This is a genomic window from Actinoplanes teichomyceticus ATCC 31121 (assembly GCF_003711105.1).
Taxonomy (GTDB): domain Bacteria; phylum Actinomycetota; class Actinomycetes; order Mycobacteriales; family Micromonosporaceae; genus Actinoplanes; species Actinoplanes teichomyceticus.
In genome coordinates this window covers 6293396-6314365 of the sequence record NZ_CP023865.1, presented here as the reverse complement: position 1 = coordinate 6314365, position 20970 = coordinate 6293396, and the positions used below count along the sequence as shown (strand labels likewise).

Annotated in this window: 16 protein-coding genes and 1 pseudogene; 6 read left to right on the top strand and 11 right to left on the bottom strand. The window is 72.5% G+C overall.

All coding sequences use genetic code 11. The features are described from left to right. Window positions 1-152: 152 nt before the first annotated feature. Entirely contained in the window at window positions 153-3407 is a 3255-nt protein-coding gene (locus ACTEI_RS27690; RefSeq protein WP_164466138.1) for a tetratricopeptide repeat protein, read from the top strand. A gap of 134 nt (window positions 3408-3541) precedes the next feature. On the opposite strand, the gene ACTEI_RS27685 is transcribed toward ACTEI_RS27690, so the two are convergent. From ACTEI_RS27685 to ACTEI_RS27645, 9 genes and pseudogenes are all read right to left on the bottom strand, one after another. Beyond that, the gene (locus ACTEI_RS27685) at window positions 3542-4366 is read right to left on the bottom strand and encodes a class I SAM-dependent methyltransferase (RefSeq protein WP_122980342.1); all 825 of its coding nucleotides are present in this window, start codon (window positions 4364-4366) and stop codon (window positions 3542-3544) included. After that, window positions 4363-5679: pseudogene (locus ACTEI_RS27680) on the bottom strand (GH1 family beta-glucosidase). The gene ACTEI_RS27685 and the pseudogene ACTEI_RS27680 overlap by 4 nt, the downstream one beginning before the upstream one ends. Window positions 5680-5737: 58 nt before the next feature. Next, entirely contained in the window at window positions 5738-6745 is a 1008-nt protein-coding gene (locus ACTEI_RS27675) for an ABC transporter ATP-binding protein (RefSeq protein ID WP_122980341.1), read from the bottom strand. Further along, complete coding sequence (locus tag ACTEI_RS27670; protein ID WP_122980340.1) at window positions 6742-7800, bottom strand: ABC transporter permease; 1059 nt, start codon at window positions 7798-7800, stop codon at window positions 6742-6744. Before ACTEI_RS27670 ends, ACTEI_RS27675 begins: the two co-directional genes overlap by 4 nt. Before the next feature lie 3 nt (window positions 7801-7803). Beyond that, window positions 7804-8784, bottom strand: coding sequence for an ABC transporter permease (locus ACTEI_RS27665; RefSeq protein ID WP_122980339.1), 981 nt, complete (start codon window positions 8782-8784; stop codon window positions 7804-7806). Further along, window positions 8781-9845, bottom strand: a complete 1065-nt coding sequence (locus tag ACTEI_RS27660) for an ABC transporter ATP-binding protein (RefSeq protein WP_122980338.1) — start codon at window positions 9843-9845, stop codon at window positions 8781-8783. Before ACTEI_RS27660 ends, ACTEI_RS27665 begins: the two co-directional genes overlap by 4 nt. 66 nt (window positions 9846-9911) lie before the next feature. Next, window positions 9912-11600, bottom strand: a complete 1689-nt coding sequence (locus ACTEI_RS27655) for an ABC transporter substrate-binding protein (RefSeq protein WP_122980337.1) — start codon at window positions 11598-11600, stop codon at window positions 9912-9914. 162 nt (window positions 11601-11762) lie between these two features. Next, window positions 11763-12767, bottom strand: a complete 1005-nt coding sequence (locus ACTEI_RS27650; RefSeq protein ID WP_122980336.1) for a LacI family DNA-binding transcriptional regulator — start codon at window positions 12765-12767, stop codon at window positions 11763-11765. Window positions 12768-12923: 156 nt separating this feature from the next. Continuing rightward, complete coding sequence (locus ACTEI_RS27645) at window positions 12924-13778, bottom strand: NAD-dependent protein deacetylase (protein ID WP_239082343.1); 855 nt, start codon at window positions 13776-13778, stop codon at window positions 12924-12926. 98 nt (window positions 13779-13876) lie between these two features. On the opposite strand from ACTEI_RS27645, the gene ACTEI_RS27640 reads away from it, so the two are divergent. The 3 genes from ACTEI_RS27640 (at window position 13877) to ACTEI_RS27630 (ending at window position 16144) form a co-directional block, all read left to right on the top strand. Further along, window positions 13877-14230, top strand: a complete 354-nt coding sequence (locus ACTEI_RS27640) for a hypothetical protein (protein WP_145830972.1) — start codon at window positions 13877-13879, stop codon at window positions 14228-14230. Window positions 14231-14301: 71 nt separating this feature from the next. Then, window positions 14302-14997: a hypothetical protein gene (locus ACTEI_RS27635; protein WP_122980333.1), complete on the top strand. Its 696-nt coding sequence runs from the start codon at window positions 14302-14304 to the stop codon at window positions 14995-14997. Between the two features lie 97 nt (window positions 14998-15094). After that, window positions 15095-16144: an App1 family protein phosphatidate phosphatase gene (locus ACTEI_RS27630; RefSeq protein ID WP_122980332.1), complete on the top strand. Its 1050-nt coding sequence runs from the start codon at window positions 15095-15097 to the stop codon at window positions 16142-16144. A gap of 4 nt (window positions 16145-16148) precedes the next feature. Here ACTEI_RS27630 and ACTEI_RS37425 read toward each other — a convergent pair whose 3' ends face one another. Next, window positions 16149-16319: a hypothetical protein gene (locus tag ACTEI_RS37425; protein ID WP_164466136.1), complete on the bottom strand. Its 171-nt coding sequence runs from the start codon at window positions 16317-16319 to the stop codon at window positions 16149-16151. Between the two features lie 17 nt (window positions 16320-16336). Here ACTEI_RS37425 and ACTEI_RS27625 point away from each other — a divergent pair, with 17 nt between their 5' ends. Then, window positions 16337-16987: a hypothetical protein gene (locus ACTEI_RS27625; protein ID WP_122980331.1), complete on the top strand. Its 651-nt coding sequence runs from the start codon at window positions 16337-16339 to the stop codon at window positions 16985-16987. A 1108-nt stretch (window positions 16988-18095) separates the two neighbouring features. Here the strand turns inward: ACTEI_RS27625 and ACTEI_RS27620 are convergent. Then, window positions 18096-19865, bottom strand: a complete 1770-nt coding sequence (locus ACTEI_RS27620; RefSeq protein WP_122980330.1) for a DEAD/DEAH box helicase — start codon at window positions 19863-19865, stop codon at window positions 18096-18098. 156 nt (window positions 19866-20021) lie between these two features. Here ACTEI_RS27620 and ACTEI_RS27615 point away from each other — a divergent pair, with 156 nt between their 5' ends. Then, a complete protein-coding gene (locus ACTEI_RS27615) occupies window positions 20022-20873 on the top strand; it encodes a sigma-70 family RNA polymerase sigma factor (RefSeq protein ID WP_122980329.1) in 852 nt (283 codons plus the stop codon). Window positions 20874-20970: the final 97 nt, after the last annotated feature.

Here is a 20970-nt window from a genome sequence, read left to right as displayed (position 1 = left end):
CCGCCGCGGATCGGCGGGCACCGATGACGATGAGCGCGGTCGCCACAGATCCGCTGTACAGCGAATCCCGTAGTTCCGTAGTCCGATCGCAGACAGACGGCTTTTGCAGCCCTTATTAGAATTGCCGATCATCTATGCCACGGGGGGTTGGCATGAACGATGTCGGCGCACGCTTGCGTGCCTATCGGGAGAGGACCGGGCTCACCCAGTCCGAGCTCGCCAGCCGCACCGGGGTGAGCGCGGGCACCATACGGGACCTGGAGCAGGGTCGTACCCGCCGCCCGCATCCGAAATCACTGGGCCGGCTGCGCGCCGCACTCGCCATCGCCGACGAGGAGGCGCCGGAGCCGCCGGCCGCCGGGCCGGCAACGGTCGCCATCCTGGGCCCGCTGACGGTCGATCGCAAGCCGCTGGCGGGCGGGCGGGTTCGCACGCTGCTCGGCCGGCTCGCCGTGGCCGCCGCCGCGCGCGTGTCCCGCGACGAACTGATCGACTGCCTGTGGCCGGAGGATCCGCCACCGTCCGCGGTCAGTCTCATCCACACGTACGTCGCTCGCCTGCGGCGGCTGCTGGGCGAGGCTGCCGTCGCGATCGCGCCCGGCGGCTACCGGCTCACGTTGGACGCATCCCGGCTGGACCTGCTCGCCTTCCGCGCCCACCTGGCCGAGGCGCGTGCGGTGAGCGGAGCCGCCGCACTCGACCGCCTGGAGGCCGCGCTCGATCTGTGCCGCGGACCGGCACTCGCCGACCTGGACGCGCTGCGGCCGCACCCGGCGGTGGTCGGGATCGCCGCCGAGCAGGTCGACGCCGTCCTGCGGCACGCGGTGGCCGCCGCCGACGCCGGATGTCATGACCGCTCGCTGCCCTACCTGAGCGCCGCGGCCGAGGCGGATCCGCTGCACGAACTCGTGCACGGACATCTGATGGTGGCGTTGGCCGCCGCGGGGCGACAGTCCGACGCCCTGCGTGCGTACGACGAGATCCACCGCCGCCTCGACGACGAACTCGGCCTCGCCCCCAGCACCCAGCTCCGCGATTTCCGCGACCGAGTTCTCCGCCGGCAGTGGGTCACCGGCCCGCGCCCGATGTCTCCGCGCACCGCGCCGTTCCAGACACCGGCCCCGGTGATCGACTTCGTCGGGCGGCAGACCCAGCTGAGCGCGATAGACCGGGCCTTCATCGGCGACCAGCACCGCGCGGTCCCCGGTGTGCCGATCTGCGCGATCTCCGGAGTGCCCGGGGTGGGCAAGACCACGCTCGCCGTCCGCGCGGCGCATCGCCTGCGCGAGCGGTACCCCGACGGCCAGCTGTACGCCAACCTGGACGGTGCGGGTGTCTCGCCGAGCAGCCCGATGGAGGTGCTGTCCCGTTTCCTGCGCGCGCTCGGCGTGGACGGCGCCACCATCCCACACGACCTGGACGAGAGTGCCGCCCTGTTCCGGACCAGGCTCATCGACCGGCGTATGCTCCTCATCCTCGACAACGCCAAGGACGCCGGCCAGATACGCCCGCTGTTGCCCGGCCACGGCGGCTGCGGGGTCCTGGTGACCAGCCGCCGGAGACTGGCCGATCTGGAGGGCGCACGGCTCGTCGAGCTGGGCGCGATGGCGTCGGAGGAGGCACTCGCCCTGCTGAGCGCGGTGGCCGGGGCGGATCGGGTCGGCCGCGACGCCCCGGCGGTCGTGCGTGTGGTGCAGGCGTGTGGTGCGCTTCCGCTGGCCATCCGGATCGCGGGTGTGCGCCTGGCGAACCGCGCTTCGTGGACCGTGCAGGTGCTCGACGAACGGCTCCGCGACCAGCGGCACCGGCTGGACGAACTGCGCGCCGGCGACCTCGAGGTCCGGGCCAGCGTGCGGCTCAGCTACCGATCGTTGGAGCCGCGCACGGCGGAGGCGTTCAGCTTCTTCGGGATCGCGCCGGTGGCCGAGTTACGGCCGGATTCGGCCGCCGCGCTGCTCGGCTGTGCCGAACGGGAGGCGGAGCGGCTGCTCGACGACCTGGTGGACGCCAGTCTGATGGACACCCCCGCGCCGGATCGGTTCCGTTACCACGACCTGGTCCGGCTGTTCGCCGCCGAAACGGCAGCCACGCTCGGCGAACCCGGCGAGCTCACCGCAGCGGTCCGCCGCCTGCTCGACTTCTACTATGCGCGGGTTGCCGCGGTCGCCCGGCTGCAACACCCGAACATGGTGCGGTTGCCGTGCGAGGCCGCCGAGCACTCCTTCACATCCCGCGCTGCCGCGATCGACTGGCTGCAGGCCGACCTGCCGGAGGTGGTGGCTGCCGTCGTCCATGCCGCACAGCACGGCCCCGCCGACTACGCCTGGCGCATCGCCGACCAGCTGCGCGGCTTCTTCTTCTACGGCCGTCACACCGCCGAGTGGTTCACCACGAGCAACGCCGGGCTGGCCGCCGCGGTCCGATCCGGCAACCTCAGCGGGCAGGCCGCCATGCACCAGACCCTGGGTCAGGCCCACTGGTCGGTGGGCGAGCTGCGCCGGTCGCTCGAGCACTACCAGGAGGCACTGGACCTGGCGCGACGGTGCGGCTGGACCCTGGCCACCGCGTACCTGCTGCACAACATCGGTCTGGTGGAGCTGGCCCTCGGCGATCACCGCTCAGCGTTGGGCTATTACACAAGATCTCTCGCCGAGTGCACGACCGCGGCCCATGCGTACGTTCGCGCGGTCACCCTGAACGACCTGGGCATGCTGAGCCGGGAGATGGGGCGGCTGCCGGATGCGCTGAGGTTCGTCGAGGAAGCGTGGGAGATCAACCACCGCGCGGGCGACGATGCCGCCGAGACGGTGAACAGCGGCAACCTGGGAATGATCCTGCGGGAGATGGGCCGGCTCGATGAGGCCATGCCGTATCTGCACCGATCGTTGGCAGCCGCGCGGGCGGCCGGATTCCACGTCGCCGCGGTGCAGCTGACCGACGAGGTCGCGCAGGCGCACCTGGCCCGCGGCGAGCACGCCGAGGCGGGGCGCCTGTCCCGTGCGTCGCTCACCGCCGTCGAAGCGATGGGTGACCGCGCCAGTCATTGCGGCGTGCTCATCACCCTCGGCGAAGCGCTGCTGGCCGGGGGATCGCACGCCGCAGCGCTGACGCACCTCCGCGAGGCATTGCGGCTGGCGGCGGAGGTGGACGCCCCACACCACCGGACTCGGGCGCAGATCGTCACGGCCGAGGCCGAGGCGCTCGTCGGTATGCCGGGGGCGGCCGAGCGGGCGTACGCCGCGCTCGATGCCGCACAGCTCAATGCCTACCGCATCCTCGAAGCTCGTGCGCTGACGCTCCTGTCCAGGATCGGACCACCGCCCGACCGCGCGCGACTGCGGGATGCGGCCGACCGGATCAACGCCGAGGCGGGCGTCTCCCCGGCGGGCGGCGTGACAGAACGCTGACCGGGCTGGGCGACCGCGCCGGTCCGAGGCGGAGCCGGCCGCGGCGGTCGCCCGGGGTGGCGCCGGCCGGCGCACCGGGCCGACGATCTGCCGTACGCCGCCGGGCACGCCGGCCGCAACCGCGTCGAGGCCGCCTAACCCGCCTTGCGCGCCTGCAGGGTGTACGTGTGCGGGAGCCGCTGCGGGCGGTCGGCCAGCTGCCACTCGCCGTCCGGGAGCTGGCGCATCCGGCCGGGCAGCGCGTTCCACGGCACGCTCTGGTGCTCGACCAGCCCGGTCAGGGTCAGGCCGGCGTCCAGCACCGCGGTGACGATCTCGCCGAGGCCGTGGTTCCACTCGTGGGTGACGGTGTGCACGAACTCGCGGTCGGTCTCCACGTACGTGCCGGGCTCGTCGTACACCTGCGGCTCGACATGCTCGAAGTACGGCTCGGCCAGGGCGATCACGTCGTCGGTGCGGTCGTAGTCGCACGCCCGCAGGATCGGGTGGCCCTCCCGGATGAAGAGCCGGCCGCCGGGCGCCAGCAGGGACGCCACCGTGGTGGCCCAGCGCCTGATGTCGGGCAGCCAGCCGAGCGCGCCGATGCCGGTGTAGACCAGGTCGAACTCACCGTCCAGCGCGTCCCGGGCGCGGTACACGTCGCTCTGCACGAAGTCGATCTCGGCGCCGGCCCGGGCAGCCACCGTCCGGGCCTGCTCCAGGGAGACGCCGGAGAAGTCCAGGCCGGTCATCCGGGCGCCGAGCCGGGACAGCGAGACGGTGTCGGTGCCGATGTGGCACTGCAGGTGCACGCCGCGCAGGCCGGTGACGTCGCCGAGCCGGGGCAGGTCGAAGCGGACCACCTCGCTCAGGTACGCCGGGTCGGTGGCGAACCGCTCGACGCGGTAGCCGGGCGACGCGGCGTGCGCGGTGGCCCGCTCGTCCCAGTTGGCTCGGTTGATGCTCCGATAGTCGCTCACGTGCCGGAGAGTATGCGATCACGGAACCACAGCGCACTGCGTTTCGGCGTACGCCGCTGGGTCTCGTAGTCGACGGCGACCAAGCCGAACCGGCTGCCGTAACCCTCGGCCCACTCGAAGTTGTCCATCAGCGACCAGGCGAAGTATCCGCGCACGTCGGCGCCCTTGGCGCGGGCCGCCAGGGTGGCCTCGACGTGCGCCTGGAGGTACGCGGTGCGCTCCGCGTCGTCGACGAACCCGGTGTCGTCCGGCCGGTCGTGGTAGACCGCGCCGTTCTCGGTGACCGCGAGCGGCACCCCGTAGTCGTGGTGCAGACGCAGCAGCAGCGTGGTGAACCGGTCCGGGGTGACCGGCCAGCCCATCGCGGTCTTCGGCACGTCCGGCTGGATCTCGCGGACCACCGGCCGGCCCTGCGCGTCGTGGGTGTTGCCCTGCTCGTCGCGCCCGGCGAAGTCCTGTCCGAAGTAAAAGTTGACGCCGAGCACGTCCGGCCGCCGCGCGATGATCTCCAGGTCGCCGTCGAGGATCGGCAGGGCGTGGCCCTGGGCCGCGAGATCCGCCAGGACGTCCGCCGGGTAGCGGCCGAACACCAGTGGATCGAGGAAGATCCGGGTGACGTTGCCGTCCGCGCGGCGCGCCGCCGCGACGTCCAGCGGGTCGTCGGTGTGCGGGGTGGCGGTGCCGATGTTGAGGGCGATGCCGACCGTGTTGTCCGGCCGCTTGACGCGCGCGGCGGCCAGCCCGTGCCCGAGCAGCAGGTGGTGCGTGGCGGCCAGGGCGGCGCCGAAGTCCTTGCGGCCGGGGGCGTGCACCCCGTGCTGATAGCCGAGATACGCCGCGCACCACGGCTCGTTGAGGGTCTGCCAGTTCTTGACGCGGTCGTTGAGGCGCTCGAAGACCAGCGCCGAGAAGTCGGCGAACCGGTACGCGGTGTCCCGGTGCGGCCAGCCGCCGGCGTCCTCCAGCTCCTGCGGCAGGTCCCAGTGGTAGAGGGTGAGCCACGGCTCGATCCCGTTGCCGAGCAGCTCGTCCACCAGGCGGTCGTAGAAGGCCAGGCCGGCCGGGTTGGCCGGGCCGCGGCCGCCGGGCTGCACCCGCGGTCAGGAGACCGAGAACCGGTACGCGTTCACGCCCAGACTCTTGATCAGCTGCACGTCGGACGGCATCCGGTGATAGTGGTCGCACGCCACGTCACCGTGCTCGCCGACCACGGTGTGACTGAACGTGTCCCAGATGGACGGTGTCCGGCCGTCCTCGGCGACCGCGCCCTCGATCTGGTAGGCCGACGTCGCCACGCCCCAGGTGAAATCCACGCCACTCTCCACGAATCAGTGAGGGCCGGCCCCGACGGCAGGGGGCCGGCCCTCTGCTCTAGCCGACGGGTTCGACGACCGGGTGCAGCCAGCAGGCGACGGACCGGGTCGGCCCGTCGGCGGTGTCCGGCTTGCCCAGCACCGGGATGTTGTCGGGGCACGGGTCGAAGGCCTTCGGGCAGCGCGGGTGGAACGAGCACCCGCTCGGCATCCCCTTGAGGTCGGGCGGGGAGCCCGGGATGCCGGTCAGCTCGCGGCGCGGGCCGCGCAGGGCGGGGAACGACCCGAGCAGACCCTTGGAGTACGGGTGCAGCGCGTCCCGGTAGATCGCCGCGGCCGGCGCCTCCTCGACGATCCGCCCGCCGTACATGATCGCGATCCGGTTCGAGAACTCGACCAGCAGCGACAGGTCGTGGGTGATGAAGACGACCGAGAAGCCGAGGCGTTCCCGCAGCTCGACGAGCTGGCTGAGGATCTGGCGCTGCATCACCACGTCGAGCGCGGTGGTCGGCTCGTCCATGATCACCACCTGCGGCTGCAGGATCAGCGCCATGCCGATCATCACGCGCTGGCGCATACCGCCGGAGAGCTGGTGCGGGTAGGCGTCCATCCGGTCGGCGGCGATCCCGACCAGCTTGAGCATCTCCCGCGCCCGGGCATTGCGGGCCGCCTCGCTCATCTCCGGCCGGTGCGCGCGCAGCACGTCGGTCAGCTGGGTGGAGATCTTGTGCACCGGGTTGAGCGAGTTCATCGCGCCCTGGAAGACGATCGCCGTCTCGGCCCAGCGGAACGAGCGCAGGGCCCGGTCGGAGAGGCTGAGCACGTCGTACGCCTCGCCCTGCTCCGGGTGGTAGAGGACCTGACCGCCGGTGATCACCCCGGGCGGCGCGAGCAGGCGGGTCATGCCGTACGCCAGGGTGGACTTGCCGGAGCCGCTCTCGCCGGCCAGGCCGAGCACCTCGCCGCGGTGCAGGGTCAGGTTGACGTCGCGGACCGCGCGGACCGCCTGGTCGCCCAGGCCGTACTCGACGTTCAGGTTGCGGATCTCGAGAACCGGGTCGCTCACTGGGTGACCTCCTTCCGCACGACGGGCGTCGGGCTGGCGTGGGTGTGCGGGGCGGGGGAGTTGCTGAGCACCGGGGTGAACCCGATGCGCATCCGTACCGTCCGGCCGTCGATGGTCTTGATCTTGGTTTTGCCGGCGCTGCGCAGGCGCGGGCTGACGAACTCGTCGATCCCGAAGTTGATCAGCGAGAGGGCGGTGCCGAGCATCGCGATCGCCAGACCGGCCGGGATGAACCACCACCACGCCTCCTGGGCGAGCGCCTGCTGGCCCTGCGCCCAGAACAGGATGGTGCCCCAGTTCCAGGTGGTGCTGGAGGTGACGCCGATGAAGGCCAGCGTGATCTCGGAGAGCACCGCGAAGATGACCGTGCCGACGAAACCCGAGGCGATCACCGCGGTGAGGTTCGGCATCAGCTCGAAGACGATGACCCGCCAGGTCTTCTCGCCGGTGGCCCGGGCCGCGTCGACGAAGTCGCGCCGGCGCAGCGACAGCGTCTGCGCCCGCAGCACCCGGGCGTTCCAGGACCACGAGGTGAGGCCGATCACCAGGGCGATCAGCCAGTCCTCGGCGCTCTCCAGGGTGGACGTGATGATGATGATCAGCGGCAGCGCCGGGATGACCAGGAAGACGTTGGAGAGCGCGGACAGGCCCTCGTCGGCCTTGCCGCCCAGGTAACCGGCGGTGACCCCGATCAGCACGGACAGCACGGTGGCCACGATGCCGGCGAAGAAGCCGACGAACATGACGCTGCGGGTGCCGACCAGCAGCTGGCTGAACACGTCCTGGCCGAGGTGGGTGGTGCCGAGCCAGTGGTCGGCCGACGGCGGCTGGATCAGGTCGTTGCCGCGGGCGTCCGGCTCGTACGGCGCCACCCACGGCCCGATGATCGCGAAGAGCACGTAGATGGCGAGGATGACCAGGCCGGTGGCCGCCTTGCGGTTGGCCACGAACCGGAAGCGCTGCTTCTTGACCTTGGCCGGTTTGCCGGTCTCCGGCTGCGCCATCGAACCCTGGCCCGGGATGACCTGCTCGATGCTGGAGGTAGGGATGGTCACCGGTCAGCCCTCCTTGCGGGTGCGCGGGTCGAGGAGCAGGTACGCCACGTCCGCGAGCAGGTTCGCGACCAGCACGGAGATCGTGATGATCAGGAAGATGCCCTGCATCAGCGGGTAGTCCTGAGCACCCAGCGCCTGGAACAGCTGGAAGCCGACGCCGGGGTAGGAGAACACGATCTCCACCAGCAGGGTGCCGCCGACGATGAAGCCCAGCGACAGCGCGAAGCCGGAGACGTTGGGCAGCAGCGCGTTGCGGGCCGCGTAGCTCATCGCCACCCGGCGGTCGGAGAGCCCCTTGGCGTGCGCGACGGTGATGTAGTCCTCCGAGGACACGGTCACCATCATGTTGCGCATGCTCAGGATCCAGCCGCTGACCGAGGAGATCAGGATGGTCAGCGCCGGGAGCAGGCTGTGCCGGATCGCGCTCGGGACGAAGTACTGGTCGAACGCCGGCACCAGGCCGTTGTCGAAGCCGCCGGACGGCGGGAAGAAGCTGCCCGGGCCGGTGAGCAGGTAGATCGCGATGATGCCGAGCCAGAAGTACGGCACCGAGGAGAGGAACGTGGTCACCGGCAGCAGGCCGTCGGCCCACGAGCCGCGCCGCCAGCCGGCCAGCACGCCCAGGCCGGTGCCCAGGAAGAAGCTGATCACGGTGGTGATGCCGACCAGCAGCAACGTCCACGGCAGACTGTCCGAGATGATCTCGGAGACCGGGGTCGGGAAGAACGTGAAGGACAGGCCCAGGTCACCGCGGAACAGCTGACCCCAGTAGTCGAGGTACTCCTGCCACAGGCTCTTCTCCTTGTCCAGGCCGAACAGCACGTACAGCGAGTCGATCGCCTGGGTGCTGAGCTGGCCCTGGAACTTGGTGATCAGGGACTGCACCGGGTCGCCCGGAACCATGCGCGGGATGAAGAAGTTCAGCGTGATCGCGGCCCACGCGGTGAACAGGTAGAAGGCGACGCGCTGGAGGAAGTACTTCACTTGGCCACCTCGGCCTTCTCGTTCCCGTCGTAGAGCCAGCAGGCGGCCCAGTGCCCGGGCGCGTCACCGATCTGCAACGGCACCGGCAGGTCGGTGCGACAGCGGTCCATCGCGGCCGGACAGCGCGGGTGGAACCGGCAGCCGGACGGCGGGTGGATCAGGCTGGGCGGTTCGCCGTTGCCGGCGTCCCCGGCCGCGCCGTCGCTCCCGCCGGCCAGGCGGTCCGGGTCCGGCGCCGAGGAGATCAGCAGTTTCGTGTACGGGTGGGCCGGTGACTGGGTCACCGTCTCGCTGTCGCCGCCCTCGACCATCCGGCCGGCGTACATCACCATCGTCTCGTCCGCGAAGTAGCGCGCCGACGCGATGTCATGGGTGATGTAGAGGATCGCCAGGTTGAGCCGGTCGCGCAGGTCGCGCAGCAGGTTCAGCACACCGAGCCGGATCGAGACGTCCAGCATGGACACCGGCTCGTCGGCGAGCAGCGCCTCCGGGTGCGCGCCGAGCGCCCGGGCGATCGCCACCCGCTGGCGCTGGCCGCCGGAGAGCTCGTGCGGGAACTTGTCCAGGTACCGCTCCGGCGGGGTGAGCTGCACCTGCTGCAGCAGCTCGTGCAGCGCCCGGTCCAGGTCCGCCGCGCTCTTCCCGGCGTTGTCGTGGATCTTCAGCGACCGGGTCAGGTGGTACCGGATGGTGTGTGTCGGGTTCAGCGACGCGAACGGGTCCTGGAAGATCATCTGAACCCGGGAGCAGTACCGGCGGAACGCCGCGCCCCCCTTGACCCTGGTCGACTCGCCGTGCAGCTGGATGTCCCCGCCGGTGCGGGGATACAGCTGGGCGAGCAGGCGGGCGATGGTGGACTTGCCCGAGCCGGACTCGCCGACCAGGGCCACCACCCGGCCGCGGCGGAGCGTGAGGTTCACGTCGTCGACGGCGTGAACCGCATCCTTCCGGTTGGAGAAGAGGTCGCGCAGCTTCCGGCGGACGGGGAAGTGCTTGGTCAGGCCGATCGCCTCAAGCACCACCTCGTCGGCCGGCGCTTTCGCGTCGGGGATCGACGTCATGCCGGTTTCCTTAGTAGCAGGGGTGGGCGCGGGCGCCCCGCACGTGCCGGGGCGCCCGCTGGACGATCAGGAGTTGGCGGGCTTGAGGTGCATGATCACGTCGAGCGCGCCGGACTGGGTGGGCTGGCTCGGGGCGTACGGGTCGCTGTCCGACGGCCAGCCGACCCAGTTCTTGGTGCTGTACGCGCCACCGACGTTGTCCGAGCCGATCGGCAGCATCGGGGCCTGCTCCACGAAGACCTTCTGGATCGTGGCGAGCGCGGCGGTGCGGTCCGCCTCGTTGGTGGCGTTCGCGTAGGCCTTGAGCGCGGCGGTCGCCTCCGGGCTCTTGAAGCGGCCGAAGTTGCCCTGCTGCGCGGCGGTGCCGATCGGCTTCATCAGGTCGCCGTCCATCACCGTCTGGTAGATGTCGAACGGCGTCGAACCGCCGTTGGTCCAGCGCACGGTGGCGTCGAAGTCGCCCTTCTGCACGTTGGCGTCCCAGACGTTCTGGTTCGGCTTCTCGACCGTGGCCTTGATGCCGATCTGGGCGAGGTTGCTCTTGATGATCTCCAGAGTGGTCTGGTAGTCCGACCACGGGGCCGGGTCGGTCAGCTTGATGGTGACCGGCTTGCCGCTCTTGTCCTTGAGCGTGTCCCCCTCCAGCTTGTAGCCGGCCCCGGTGAGCAGCGTCTTGGCGCCCTCGACGTCGACCGAGAAGGTCTTGCCCTTGTAGGCGTCGGTGACGAACGGGTCACCCGCGCCCTCCGGCAGACCGGTGACGTTCTTCAGCTCGGGGTGGAAGTAGCCGGCCTCGGCCTGGTTGAAGATGTCCGCCCGGTTGATGACCATGTTCATCGCCCGGCGCAGCGCCGGGTCGTCGAACGGCTTGCGGGTGGTGTTGATGTAGAGGCCGTGGATGCCCAGCACGCCCGGCGCCCAGACCTTGAAGTGCTCCGGGTCCTTGGCGACGAAGGTCTGCTGGTAGTTCGGGATGAAGACGAAGCTCCACTCCGAGGCGCCGGTGGCCAGCGCGGTGGTCTGCGCGTTGTTGTCGGTGTACGACGTGTAGCGCAGCTCCTTGACCGCCGGCTTCTCCTGCCAGTAACCGCTCTCCCGGCGCTCCAGCACGATGCCCTGCTGGCTGAACGTCTTGAGGGTGTACGGCCCGCTGCCGACCGGCTGCTTGATCGGGTCGGCGGCCGGGTCGGAGATCTTCTCCCAGATGTGCTTCGGCACGATCGGGATCTGGCTGATGATCTTGTGCCACGTGGTGAACTGCGACGACTTGAAGGTGATCTTCACCTTGCTGCCGTCGACGGTGATCTGGTCGAGGGGGATGGCGAAGATGTTCAGCGCCTCGTTCGACTTGACCAGGTTGAACGTGTACGCGACGTCCTCGGCGGTCAGCTTCTGGCCGTCGGACCAGGTCGCGCCGTCGCGGATGGTGACGTCCAGCGCCTTGTAGTCGTCCGCCCACTTGATCTCGCTGGCCAGCCACGGCTTGGCCGGGTCGGCCGGCTTGACGTTGTTCCACATGCCGAGGGGCTCGTAGATGGTCCAGCGGTAGCCGAGCGAGGCGCCCGCCGAGGTGCCGATGAACGGGTTGTTGTTCTCGGTCACGGTGCCGTTCGGCATGCCGATCGACAGGAACTCGGCGGCCTTGCCCTTGTTGGCGGAGTCCTTGTTGGCGTTCGGCGAGTCGCCGCACGCGGACAGGCCGCCCGTGGCGAGCACGCCCGCCAGGGCGATGCCGAACAGCTTCCTTCTCTGCATCGGAGAATCTCCTCGGATAGCGATTTTCGGGTGAGAGGGTGCCCGGAGGGCGTGCGGCATCGCGTGACCGGCGGCCGCCGGCCCCGAGGTGCGCGGGGGTGCCCGCCCGGCCTCACGGCCGGTCGAACCGATGTGTGCTCTGGGCGCGGACGAGAGGGGGTGTCAGGCCTGTGTGGAGGCCCGGACGGTGAAGGTCGCCGGGATCACCGTCGGCCGGTTCGGGAGCGGGGTGCCGTCGAAGTGCGCGAGCAGGGTACGGGCGGCGGCCTCACCCATCTCGCGCATCGGCTGGTGCACGGTGGACAGCGGCGGCGTGTGGTGTGCCGCCATCGGGATGTCGTCGAAGCCGACCACCGCGACGTCCTCCGGCACCCGCCGGCCGGTGTCCTGGATGGCCTGCGCCGCGCCGAACGCGCAGAGGTCGTTGTGGCAGAAGACGGCGTCGAAGTCGAGGCCGGCGGCGATCGCCTGCCGTACCCCCTCGGCTCCGGCGGCGACGGTGAAGTCGCCGGGCATCACGTGCCCGGCCGGGATCGGGCGCCCGGCGGCGGCGAAGACCGAGGCGAAGCCGTCGGTGCGCTGCTCGGTGCAGCCGAAGCGGGCCGGGCCGGTGATCACGAGCGGTTTGTGGCGCCCGATCTCCAGCAGGTGCCGCGCGGCGTCGGCCGCCCCGTCGTGGTTGGTGGTGCCGACGGTCGGGATCTGGCCGCCGGACAGCTGGTCACGATCGTCGATGAGCACCATCGGCAGGCCGCGCCGGTGCAGCGTGGCCAGATAGTCCAGGGTGCCCTCCGGCTCGATCGCCAGCAGGCCGTCGAACGACTTGGCGGCGACCTGCGCGGCGAACTGGCGCATCGATTCGTCGCCGCGGTTGCAGGTGAACAGCAGCAGGCCGTACTCCTCGGCCTCCAGCACGTCCACCGCGCCCTGCAGCACCTCGCCCATCCAGGGCCAGGTCAGCGAGGGCACCAGCATGCCGATCACCCGGGTGCGGCCCCGGGCGAGGTTGACCGCCCGGGCGCTGGGGACGTAGCCGAGCTCGTCGATCACCGCACGGACCCGGGCGGCGGTCGACTCGTCCAGCTCACCCTTGCCGTTGAGAACCCGGGACACGGTGGTCTTGCTCACCTTGGCCCGCGCCGCCACGTCGGCGATGGTGATCGGCACAGCTCCTCCGAGGTTGTGTTACCGGCCGGTTTCGCCGGGGGTCGGAACCGGTTTCGGGACCGGTTTCGGCAGTCAACCCCAGTGAGGGCCGTCACGTCAATGTGCCGGGAGATCTATTTAGGTTTCGTTCCGATAACCGGCGTGACCCGCGCTCGTTCAGTGCGGCAACAATCGGTACGTATCGGTCTGCCGGGCGAGATTCGGCAGCACCACGCCGAGCGGCGCGTCGATCAGCAGATCGGCGTACGGCTCGCCGCGCGTCACGCCCCGGTTCACGATCGCCACCCGCACCCCCTGCTTCACCGCGCGCAGCACGAACCGGCGCCCGGACATCACGGTCAGTGACGAGCCCAGGACCAGCAGCGTCCGCGCCCCGGCGACCAGCTCGAACGCCCGGGACACCCGGTCGGCCGGCACCGTCTCGCCGAAATACACCACGTCCGGTTTGAGCACCCCGCCGCACGCCAGGCAGTCCACCACCACGAAGCCGTCCAGGGCGCTCTCCTCCAGCTCGACGTCGCCGTCCGCGTTCACCGCCGCGGCCACCGCGGTGAAGCCCGGGTTCGCCGCGGTCAGCCGCCGCTGAAGATCCGCCCGGCCGGTCAGCTCCCCGCAGTCCAGGCAGGTGATCCGGGCCAGGTTCCCGTGCAGCTCCACCACGTCGGCGGCGCCGGCCGCCTGGTGCAGCCCGTCCACGTTCTGGGTGATCACCCCGTGCAGCAGGCCGAGCCGCTGCCAGCGGGCCACCGCCCGGTGCCCGTCGTTGGGCCGGGCCCGGCCGATCGTCCGCCAGCCGAGGTGGCTGCGCGCCCAGTAGCGCCGCCGGGCCAGCGGATCGCCGGTGAAGGTCTGATACGTCATCGGGGTGTTGCGCCGGGCCGAGCCGGACGGGCCCCGGTAATCCGGGATGCCGGAGTCGGTGGACAGCCCGGCCCCGCTCAGCACCACCACGCCGCCCTCGCCCAGCCACGCGTCCAGGCGCGCCACCTGCTCCACCAGCTCAAGGTCCATGAGATCCATGGTCCCTCGCCGGGGTGACGGTGACCTCGATCCGGTGGCCGGGACCGACGGCCCGGGCACGTTCCCGGGCCCGCCGGTAGGTTGATCGTGTGACCGCTGTGGCGCACGAGACGAACCGTCCGTGGGACGGTCCCCGGCTGCTGCGGTTCCTCACCGGCCTGGCCGTGCTGGCCCTGGCCGTCACCCTGCGCCTGTCCGGCCCGGCCGGCGCCCCGCTCGCCGAGCCCGCCCCGCAGCCGGCCGTGACCACGGTCACCGCCGCCCCGGACGTCACCTCCGGGAGCCCGGCCGCCCGGAGCACCGCCCCGGCCGAGCGGCGGCGGCCCACCGTCCCGGCGCGCCCGCCGCTGGCCGGACCCGCCACGTCGGCGCGGCCGGCCCCGGTCGCCCCGCCCGGCGCGGTGCCGGCGACCGGTGACTCCCGCGCACCCCCGACCCGCTGACCGCCCGGGGCGCCACGCGCGTCCGTTCCGTACGCCGGCCTGTCGATCTTTCGCTTCTCTGGGGGTGTTCCATGGATTCCGCATTCCTGAGCTCCGTCCCGCAAGCCGTCGGGATCTGGCTGCTCGTCGTGCTGCTCGTGGCCGTCGCCGCGGCCACCGTCTCGGTGCCCCGGGTACGCACCGCTCCGGCCCCGGCCGACGCCGGTCGGGAGCGCTACGCCGAGGAGGTGGCGACCGCCGCCGCGCGCGCGGCCGGCGCCGCCCGACGCCGGCGCGCCGAGTGGGAGGCCGCGCAGCTCGCCGTCGACGAGGCGTGGGCGGCCTACGAGCGGGCCGACCGGGACGCCCGGCGGATCCTGGCCGCCGGGGCGTACCCGTTGATGAGCCGGCGCCGCAAGCCCGGGGAGAACGTCGACCGCCAGCGGTACCTGCACCGCGCGGCCAGCGCCCGATGCCGCGCCCGCGATCTCTCCATCGAGCAGCTCAACGACGTCTTCGCGCACCGCGGCTGGAACCCGCGGCTGCACCCGGTCCAGCAGGAGGCGGTGCTCACCCAGGCGGTCCGGGCGCACCGGCTGGCCGCCTACCGCGCCGCGGTGGAGCGCGAACGGTCCGCCTGGCGCCGCGCCGAGGCGGCCGCCGAGGCGCTGCGCGACCTGCGCGGCGAGGCGACGGCCGCGCCGCTGCGGGTGGACGCCCCGGAGCCGGCCGACCAGCAGTGGTGGGCGGAGCAATGGACGACGGCCGAAATCCCGGCGGCCGCGTGATGTCCATCCTGGAGCGCGCCCTCGTTCCCGCGCGGCCCGCCGCACCGGCCCGGTAACGTTGCCCGGGCGGGCGGCGCGAGGGTACGGCGAGGAGGAGATGGTGGCGGCGACACCGGCGAAGACGGCCCAGGCGGTCGCTCGGATACACCGGGCGGCCCTGGTCGAGGACGCCGTGCACGAGATCATCGAGCGCGGTCTGCGCAACCGGGGCTGGAAGCCGTACATCACGGCCTACACCGGGTACGGCGCTCCGGGCTGGGCCCGGGTGATGGCCCGGGTGCTGCTGTCGCGTCCCCGGCCGGCCAGCAAGCGGCGGCAGAAGATCCGCGGCTGGCGCAGCTTCACCACCACGCCGGTCAGCGGCGCGGTGGTGCGCATCGAGGTCGGCGGCAGCGTCACCGAGACCCGGACCGACCGCAGCGGCTACGTCGACTGCCGGGTCAAGGGCGACCTCGACCCGGGCTGGGCCAGCGTCCGGCTGTACTGCGAGGGTGCCGCCCCGGTGGACGCGCCGATCCGGGTGATCGACCCGGCCGTCAAGTTCGGCCTGATCTCCGACATCGACGACACCGTGATGGTGACCGCGCTGCCCCGGCCGATGCTCGCCGCCTGGAACACGTTCGTGCTCGACGAGCACGCCCGGTCCGCGGTGCCGGGCATGGCGGTGCTCTACGAGCGGCTGACCAACGCGAACCCGGGCATGCCGGTGATCTATCTGTCCACCGGCGCGTGGAACGTCGCGCCCGCGCTGACCCGCTTCCTCAGCCGGCACCTCTACCCGGCCGGTCCGATCCTGCTCACCGACTGGGGGCCGACCCCGGACCGCTGGTTCCGCAGCGGCCAGGAGCACAAGCGCACCACGCTGCGCCGGCTCGCCGAGGAGTTCCCGTCGGTGCGCTGGCTGCTGGTCGGCGACGACGGCCAGCACGACCAGGAGATCTACTCGGAGTTCGCCCGCGAGCACCCGGACAATGTGGCCGCCGTGGCGATCCGCCGGCTCTCGCCGACCCAGGCGGTGCTGGCCGGCGCCATCCCCGGCCCGACCGAGACCCCCGAGGCCGTGCCGTCCGGCGGCAAGACGTGGTTCTCCGCCCCGGACGGCGCCGGCCTCTGGTCCCTGCTGCGCGACACCGACCTGGCCGAATGAGCCGTCAGTCGGCCTCGGCCGGGGGTTGCGACGCCTCGGCCAGCCGGTGGTGCAACCGCTCCCGGATCTCCTCCGGGGAGTACGCCCGGCGCTTGCGCTCGGCCCGGGCGATCACCGCCCCGGTCGCCGCCACTCCCGCCAGCCCCGCCAGTCCCGCTACCTTCCACCACCGCATCTGCTGAGAATAGACACGTGGTTGCCGACATCAGCCTCGACGAGGCCATCGACCTGACCCGCACGGGTGACATCTGGATCTTCCGGGGCCGGTCCGGACCGGACCGTGCCATCCAGACCCTGACCAACAGCCCGGTGAACCATGTCGGGATGTCCCTGGTGATCGAGGACATGCCGCCCCTGATGTGGCACGCCGAGCTGGGTCGCTCCCTGCCCGACATGTGGTCCGGAACCTTCCAGCGCGGCGTGCAGCTGCACGACCTGCGCGACGCGGTCACCGTCTGGGCCCGTCGCTACGGCCAGCGCGGCTGGCTGCGCCAGCTGGAGCCGGGCGTCACCCGGGCGATGGAGGACCGGGCGCTCAAGACCGTCGCCCGCCTCGACGGCACCCCGTTCCCGTCCACCTCCCAGCTCGCCTGGCGCTGGATGCGCGGCCGGATCCCGCAGATCCGGCCGCCGTGGAAGCCGTCCGAGACGTCCGAGGCGACGCTGGAGCGGGCGTACTGCGCCGAGGTGGTCGCGGTCACCTACGAGGACATGGGCCTGCTGCCCCGCAACCGCAAGGCGAACTGGTACGACCCGGGCCGTTTCTGGTCCGGCGACGAACTGGAGCTCAACGCCGGCTTCACCCTCGGCGACGAGATCTCCGTCCGGGTCCCGGACGCCTGACCCCGGGCGCGCCCCAGGCACGCCGCTCCGGTGCGCCCGCCGGACGGCCGTTCCGGGTTCCCCCGGGTCCGGATGTCCGGCTCCGTCCGGCCGGGCGGCAGGCACGCCGTTCCCGCGCGCCCGCCGGGCCGCCGTTGCGGGTCCGTCCGGGTCCGGATGTCCGACTTCGTCCGGCCGGGCGGCAGACACGCCGTTCCCGCGCGCCCGCCGGGCCGCCGTTGCGGGTCCGTCCGGGTCCGGATGTCCGACTTCGTCCGGCCGGGCGGCAGACACGCCGTTCCCGCGCGCCCACCGGCGGCCGTTGCGAGTCCGTCCGGGTCCGGACGCCGGGTGCGTCGTGCCCCGCGCACACCGCCCTCGTGCGCCCGCCCGGAGCCGGTCCGGGTCCATGCCGGGCGATACCGGCAAGGCTGCTGCCGCTGGCCCCTGCCCACACCCGCCCGCCAGCCGCGGCCCGCTCCCGGTTCCGCCGATGGTGCGCGCAGAGCCGCCGCGGGCTGTGCGGGCCACTGTCGGCGTCCCCGCAGGCCGCGGGGCTGATGAGCTGGCGGTGGTGGCTGTTCACGGCGTCGCGATGCCGCCGTCTCCGCCAGCCGACGCGGCTCGGCCGGTGTTGGTGGTCGTTTCCGGACGCTTATCGCGATCGCCAGTGCCAGCTGGGGTGGCCGGGCCGGTGTTGGTGGTTGTTCGGGGGGCGGGATGCCACTGTCAGCGCCAGCCGGGTGGCCGGGCTGGTGCTGGCGAGCGTTCCGCCCTTCCACATGCCGCCGACGGGGGAGTCACGGCTGAGGACCACCGGGCTGCTGGCGTGTCGCGGTGGGGGCCGGGGTGCCCGACGGCGCCGGCAATCGTGGTGCCATCCGGGATGGATGGCACCACGAGCGAAGCCGGTCAGCGGGCCCAGCGGCGGCGGCTGGATGGTCACCAGAGCCACCGGTCAGCCTGGTGCGGTGACCTCCCACCGGGAACCGGGGCGGTCGGCCGCTGGGTGGAGCGGCGGCCGGCCGGCGGATGGAGCGGCGGTCGGCCGCTGGGTGGAGCGGCGGTCGGCCGCTGGGTGGAGCGGCGGCCGGCCGGCGGATGGAGCGGCGGGCATCGGAGCAGCCGGTCAGCGTCCGGACCGGCGGCCGCCCGCGCGGGCGGAGAACGCGGCGGCTCCGCCACCGGTGGCGGGCCGGGGCTGCGGCGTACCGGAATGGGTGGTCCTGGGCTGCCCGGCGCGCGGTGTGCCGGAGGCGGACCGTCCGCCGCCGGTTCCGTTGTGCGGGGCGGGCGAAGCCGCCCGCGGTCCGCCGGAAGCGGATCGCTGAGTCGCACCGTCGACGCCGGAACGTCGCCGTCCGCCTGCGGACTTGTCGGCGGACGCCGTGCGCCCGCCGGTGGAGCCGGTTGCCGCCGTGCGCCCGGTTGCCGCCGTGCGCCCGGTTGCCGCCGTGCGCCCGCCGGTGGAGCCGGTTGCCGCCGTGCGGCCTTCGGATGATCCGGCGGCCGCCGTGCGGCCGGTCGAAGCACCCGCCGTGCGGCCGGTCGGAGCGGCTGCCGCGCGGCCCGGCGCCGCGTCGGCGGCGGATCGGGTTCCGGTCGAAGCCGCGCCCTCCGCGCCGGCCCGCCCGCGCCCGCGTCCGCCGCGGCGGCGCCGGGACGAGCCGCCGCCCGGTGACTCGGGGGAGGCGGGCCGGGACGGGGCCTCGGGCTGCGGCGGCGCGTACGCGACGAACGTACGCTCACCCGGCGCCAGCTCGGACAGCAGCGCGTCGCCCGGACGCGCCCGCCGGGTGACCGGCCGGATGCCGGCCCGGCGGGTCAGGTCCCGCACGTCGGCCTGCTGGTCGTCGGTCATCAGGGTGATGACGGTGCCGCGGGCCCCGGCCCGGGCGGTGCGGCCGGAGCGGTGCAGGTACGCCTTGTGCTCCACCGGCGGGTCCGCGTGGATGACCAGCGTCACGTCGTCGACGTGGATGCCGCGTGCCGCGATGTCGGTGGCCACCAGCGTGCCGGCGGTGCCGTCGGAGAACGCGGACAGGTTGCGGTTGCGGGCGTTCTGCGCCAGGTTGCCGTGCAGCTCGACGGCCGGCACCCCGGCCGCGACCAGCTGCTTGGTGAGCACCTTGGCGCGCCGCTTGGTACGGGTGAAGACCACCGAGCGGCCCGGCGCGGCCAGCAGGTCGACCAGCACGCCGAAGCGGTCGTCCGGGTCGACGTGCAGCACGTGGTGGTCCATCTCGACGGGTGCCTGCGCGGCCGCGTCCACGTGGTGCGTGACCGGCTTGCGCAGGAACTGCCGGACCAGCACGTCGATGCCGTTGTCCAGGGTCGCCGAGAACAGCAGCCGCTGGCCGCCCGCCGGGGTCTGCCCGAGCAGCCGCCGGACCACCGGCAGGAAGCCCAGGTCGGCCATGTGGTCGGCCTCGTCCAGCACGGTGATCTCGATCGAGTCCAGCGACGCGTGCCCGTTGCGGATGTGGTCGTCGAGCCGGCCCGGGCAGGCGACCAGCACGTCGACCCCGTTGCGCAGGGCGGTGATCTGCGGGTTCGCGCCGACCCCGCCGAAGACGGTGAGGGTGCGCAGCCCGGCCGCGTCGGCCAGCGGGCGCAGCGTGGCCTCGATCTGGGTGGCCAGCTCGCGGGTCGGCGCCAGGATCAGGGCGCGGGGCCGGCCCGGGCGGCGTGGCGCCTTCGCCGCGGCCAGCCGGGCCACCACGGGCAGCACGAACGCGTACGTCTTGCCGGACCCGGTCCGTCCGCGACCGAGCAGGTCGCGCCCGGCGAGCGAGTCGGGCAGCGTGGCCGCCTGGATCGGGAACGGTTCGGTGATGCCGAGCTCGGCGAGGGTGCCGGACAGGACGGCGGGGACGCCTAGCTCGATGAACGATGTCATTAAGTGGGTAACTCCGTAGGTCAGTTGGAGATCAATCCTACTGGTCACCCGTGGCAACCACTCTGCACCCGGCAACGAACCGGGCCGCACTCAGCCTCGCAGATCTTTTTCCTCAGCGCCGGACACCCCTCTCCGGCCGGACTGAGGAGACCCCTGATGAACGGTGAGGCGCCTGCCGTCGATCGGCGTCGTGAGGACATCGTACGGGCGAACATGCCGCTCGTCGGCCACCTTGTCCGCGAGATGCTGGCCCGGGTCCCCGCCCACGTCAACCGCGATGACCTACTGTCCGCCGGGTATGCCGCCCTGGTCGCGGCCGCCCGTGGTTTCGACGCGGAGCGGGGCGTGCCGTTCCCCCGGTTCGCCGCCGCCCGGGTGCGCGGCGCCCTGCTGGACGAGCTGCGCGGGCTGGACTGGGCGAGCCGCTCGGTGCGCCAGCGGGCCCGCCGCGCCGATGCGGCCCGCGAGGAGCTGACCGCCGAGCTGGGTCGCACGCCGACCGTGCCGGAGCTGGCCGAGCGGCTCGGCTGCACGGTCGAGGACATCGAGCAGGCGGAGGACGACGTGCAGCGCGCCACGGTGTTCAGCCTGCAAGGGTTCGCCACCGCCACGGCCGACGACATCGTCACCGAGCCGGGGGCGGGGCCGGAGGAGATGCTGATCCGCCGGGAGCGTCTCGGTTATCTGCGGCATGCGGTGGAGGCGCTGCCGGAGCGGCTGCGCGCGGTGGTCCAGGGCTACTTCTTCGAGGAGCGCCCGATGGCCGAGATCGCCGCCGAGCTGGGGGTCAGCGAGTCCCGGGTGTCGCAGCTGCGCGCCGAGGCGCTGGTGCTGCTGCGGGACGGGCTGAACGCCCACCTGGACCCGGCGATGGCCGCGCAGAACCCGCCGAAGGAGGGCTGCGTGGCGCGGCGGCGGGCGGCGTACTACGACCGGATCGCCAGCCGGGGCACCCTGCGTACCAGGCTCGCGCTGACCGGCCCGGACGGGCTGCCGGTCGCCGCCTGAACGGTCCATCGTTCCCCGGCCCGCCGCGGATGGCGGCGGGCCAGTCGGTTCCCGGCCCGCCGCCGAGGGCAGCGGGCCAGTCTTTTCCCGGCCCACC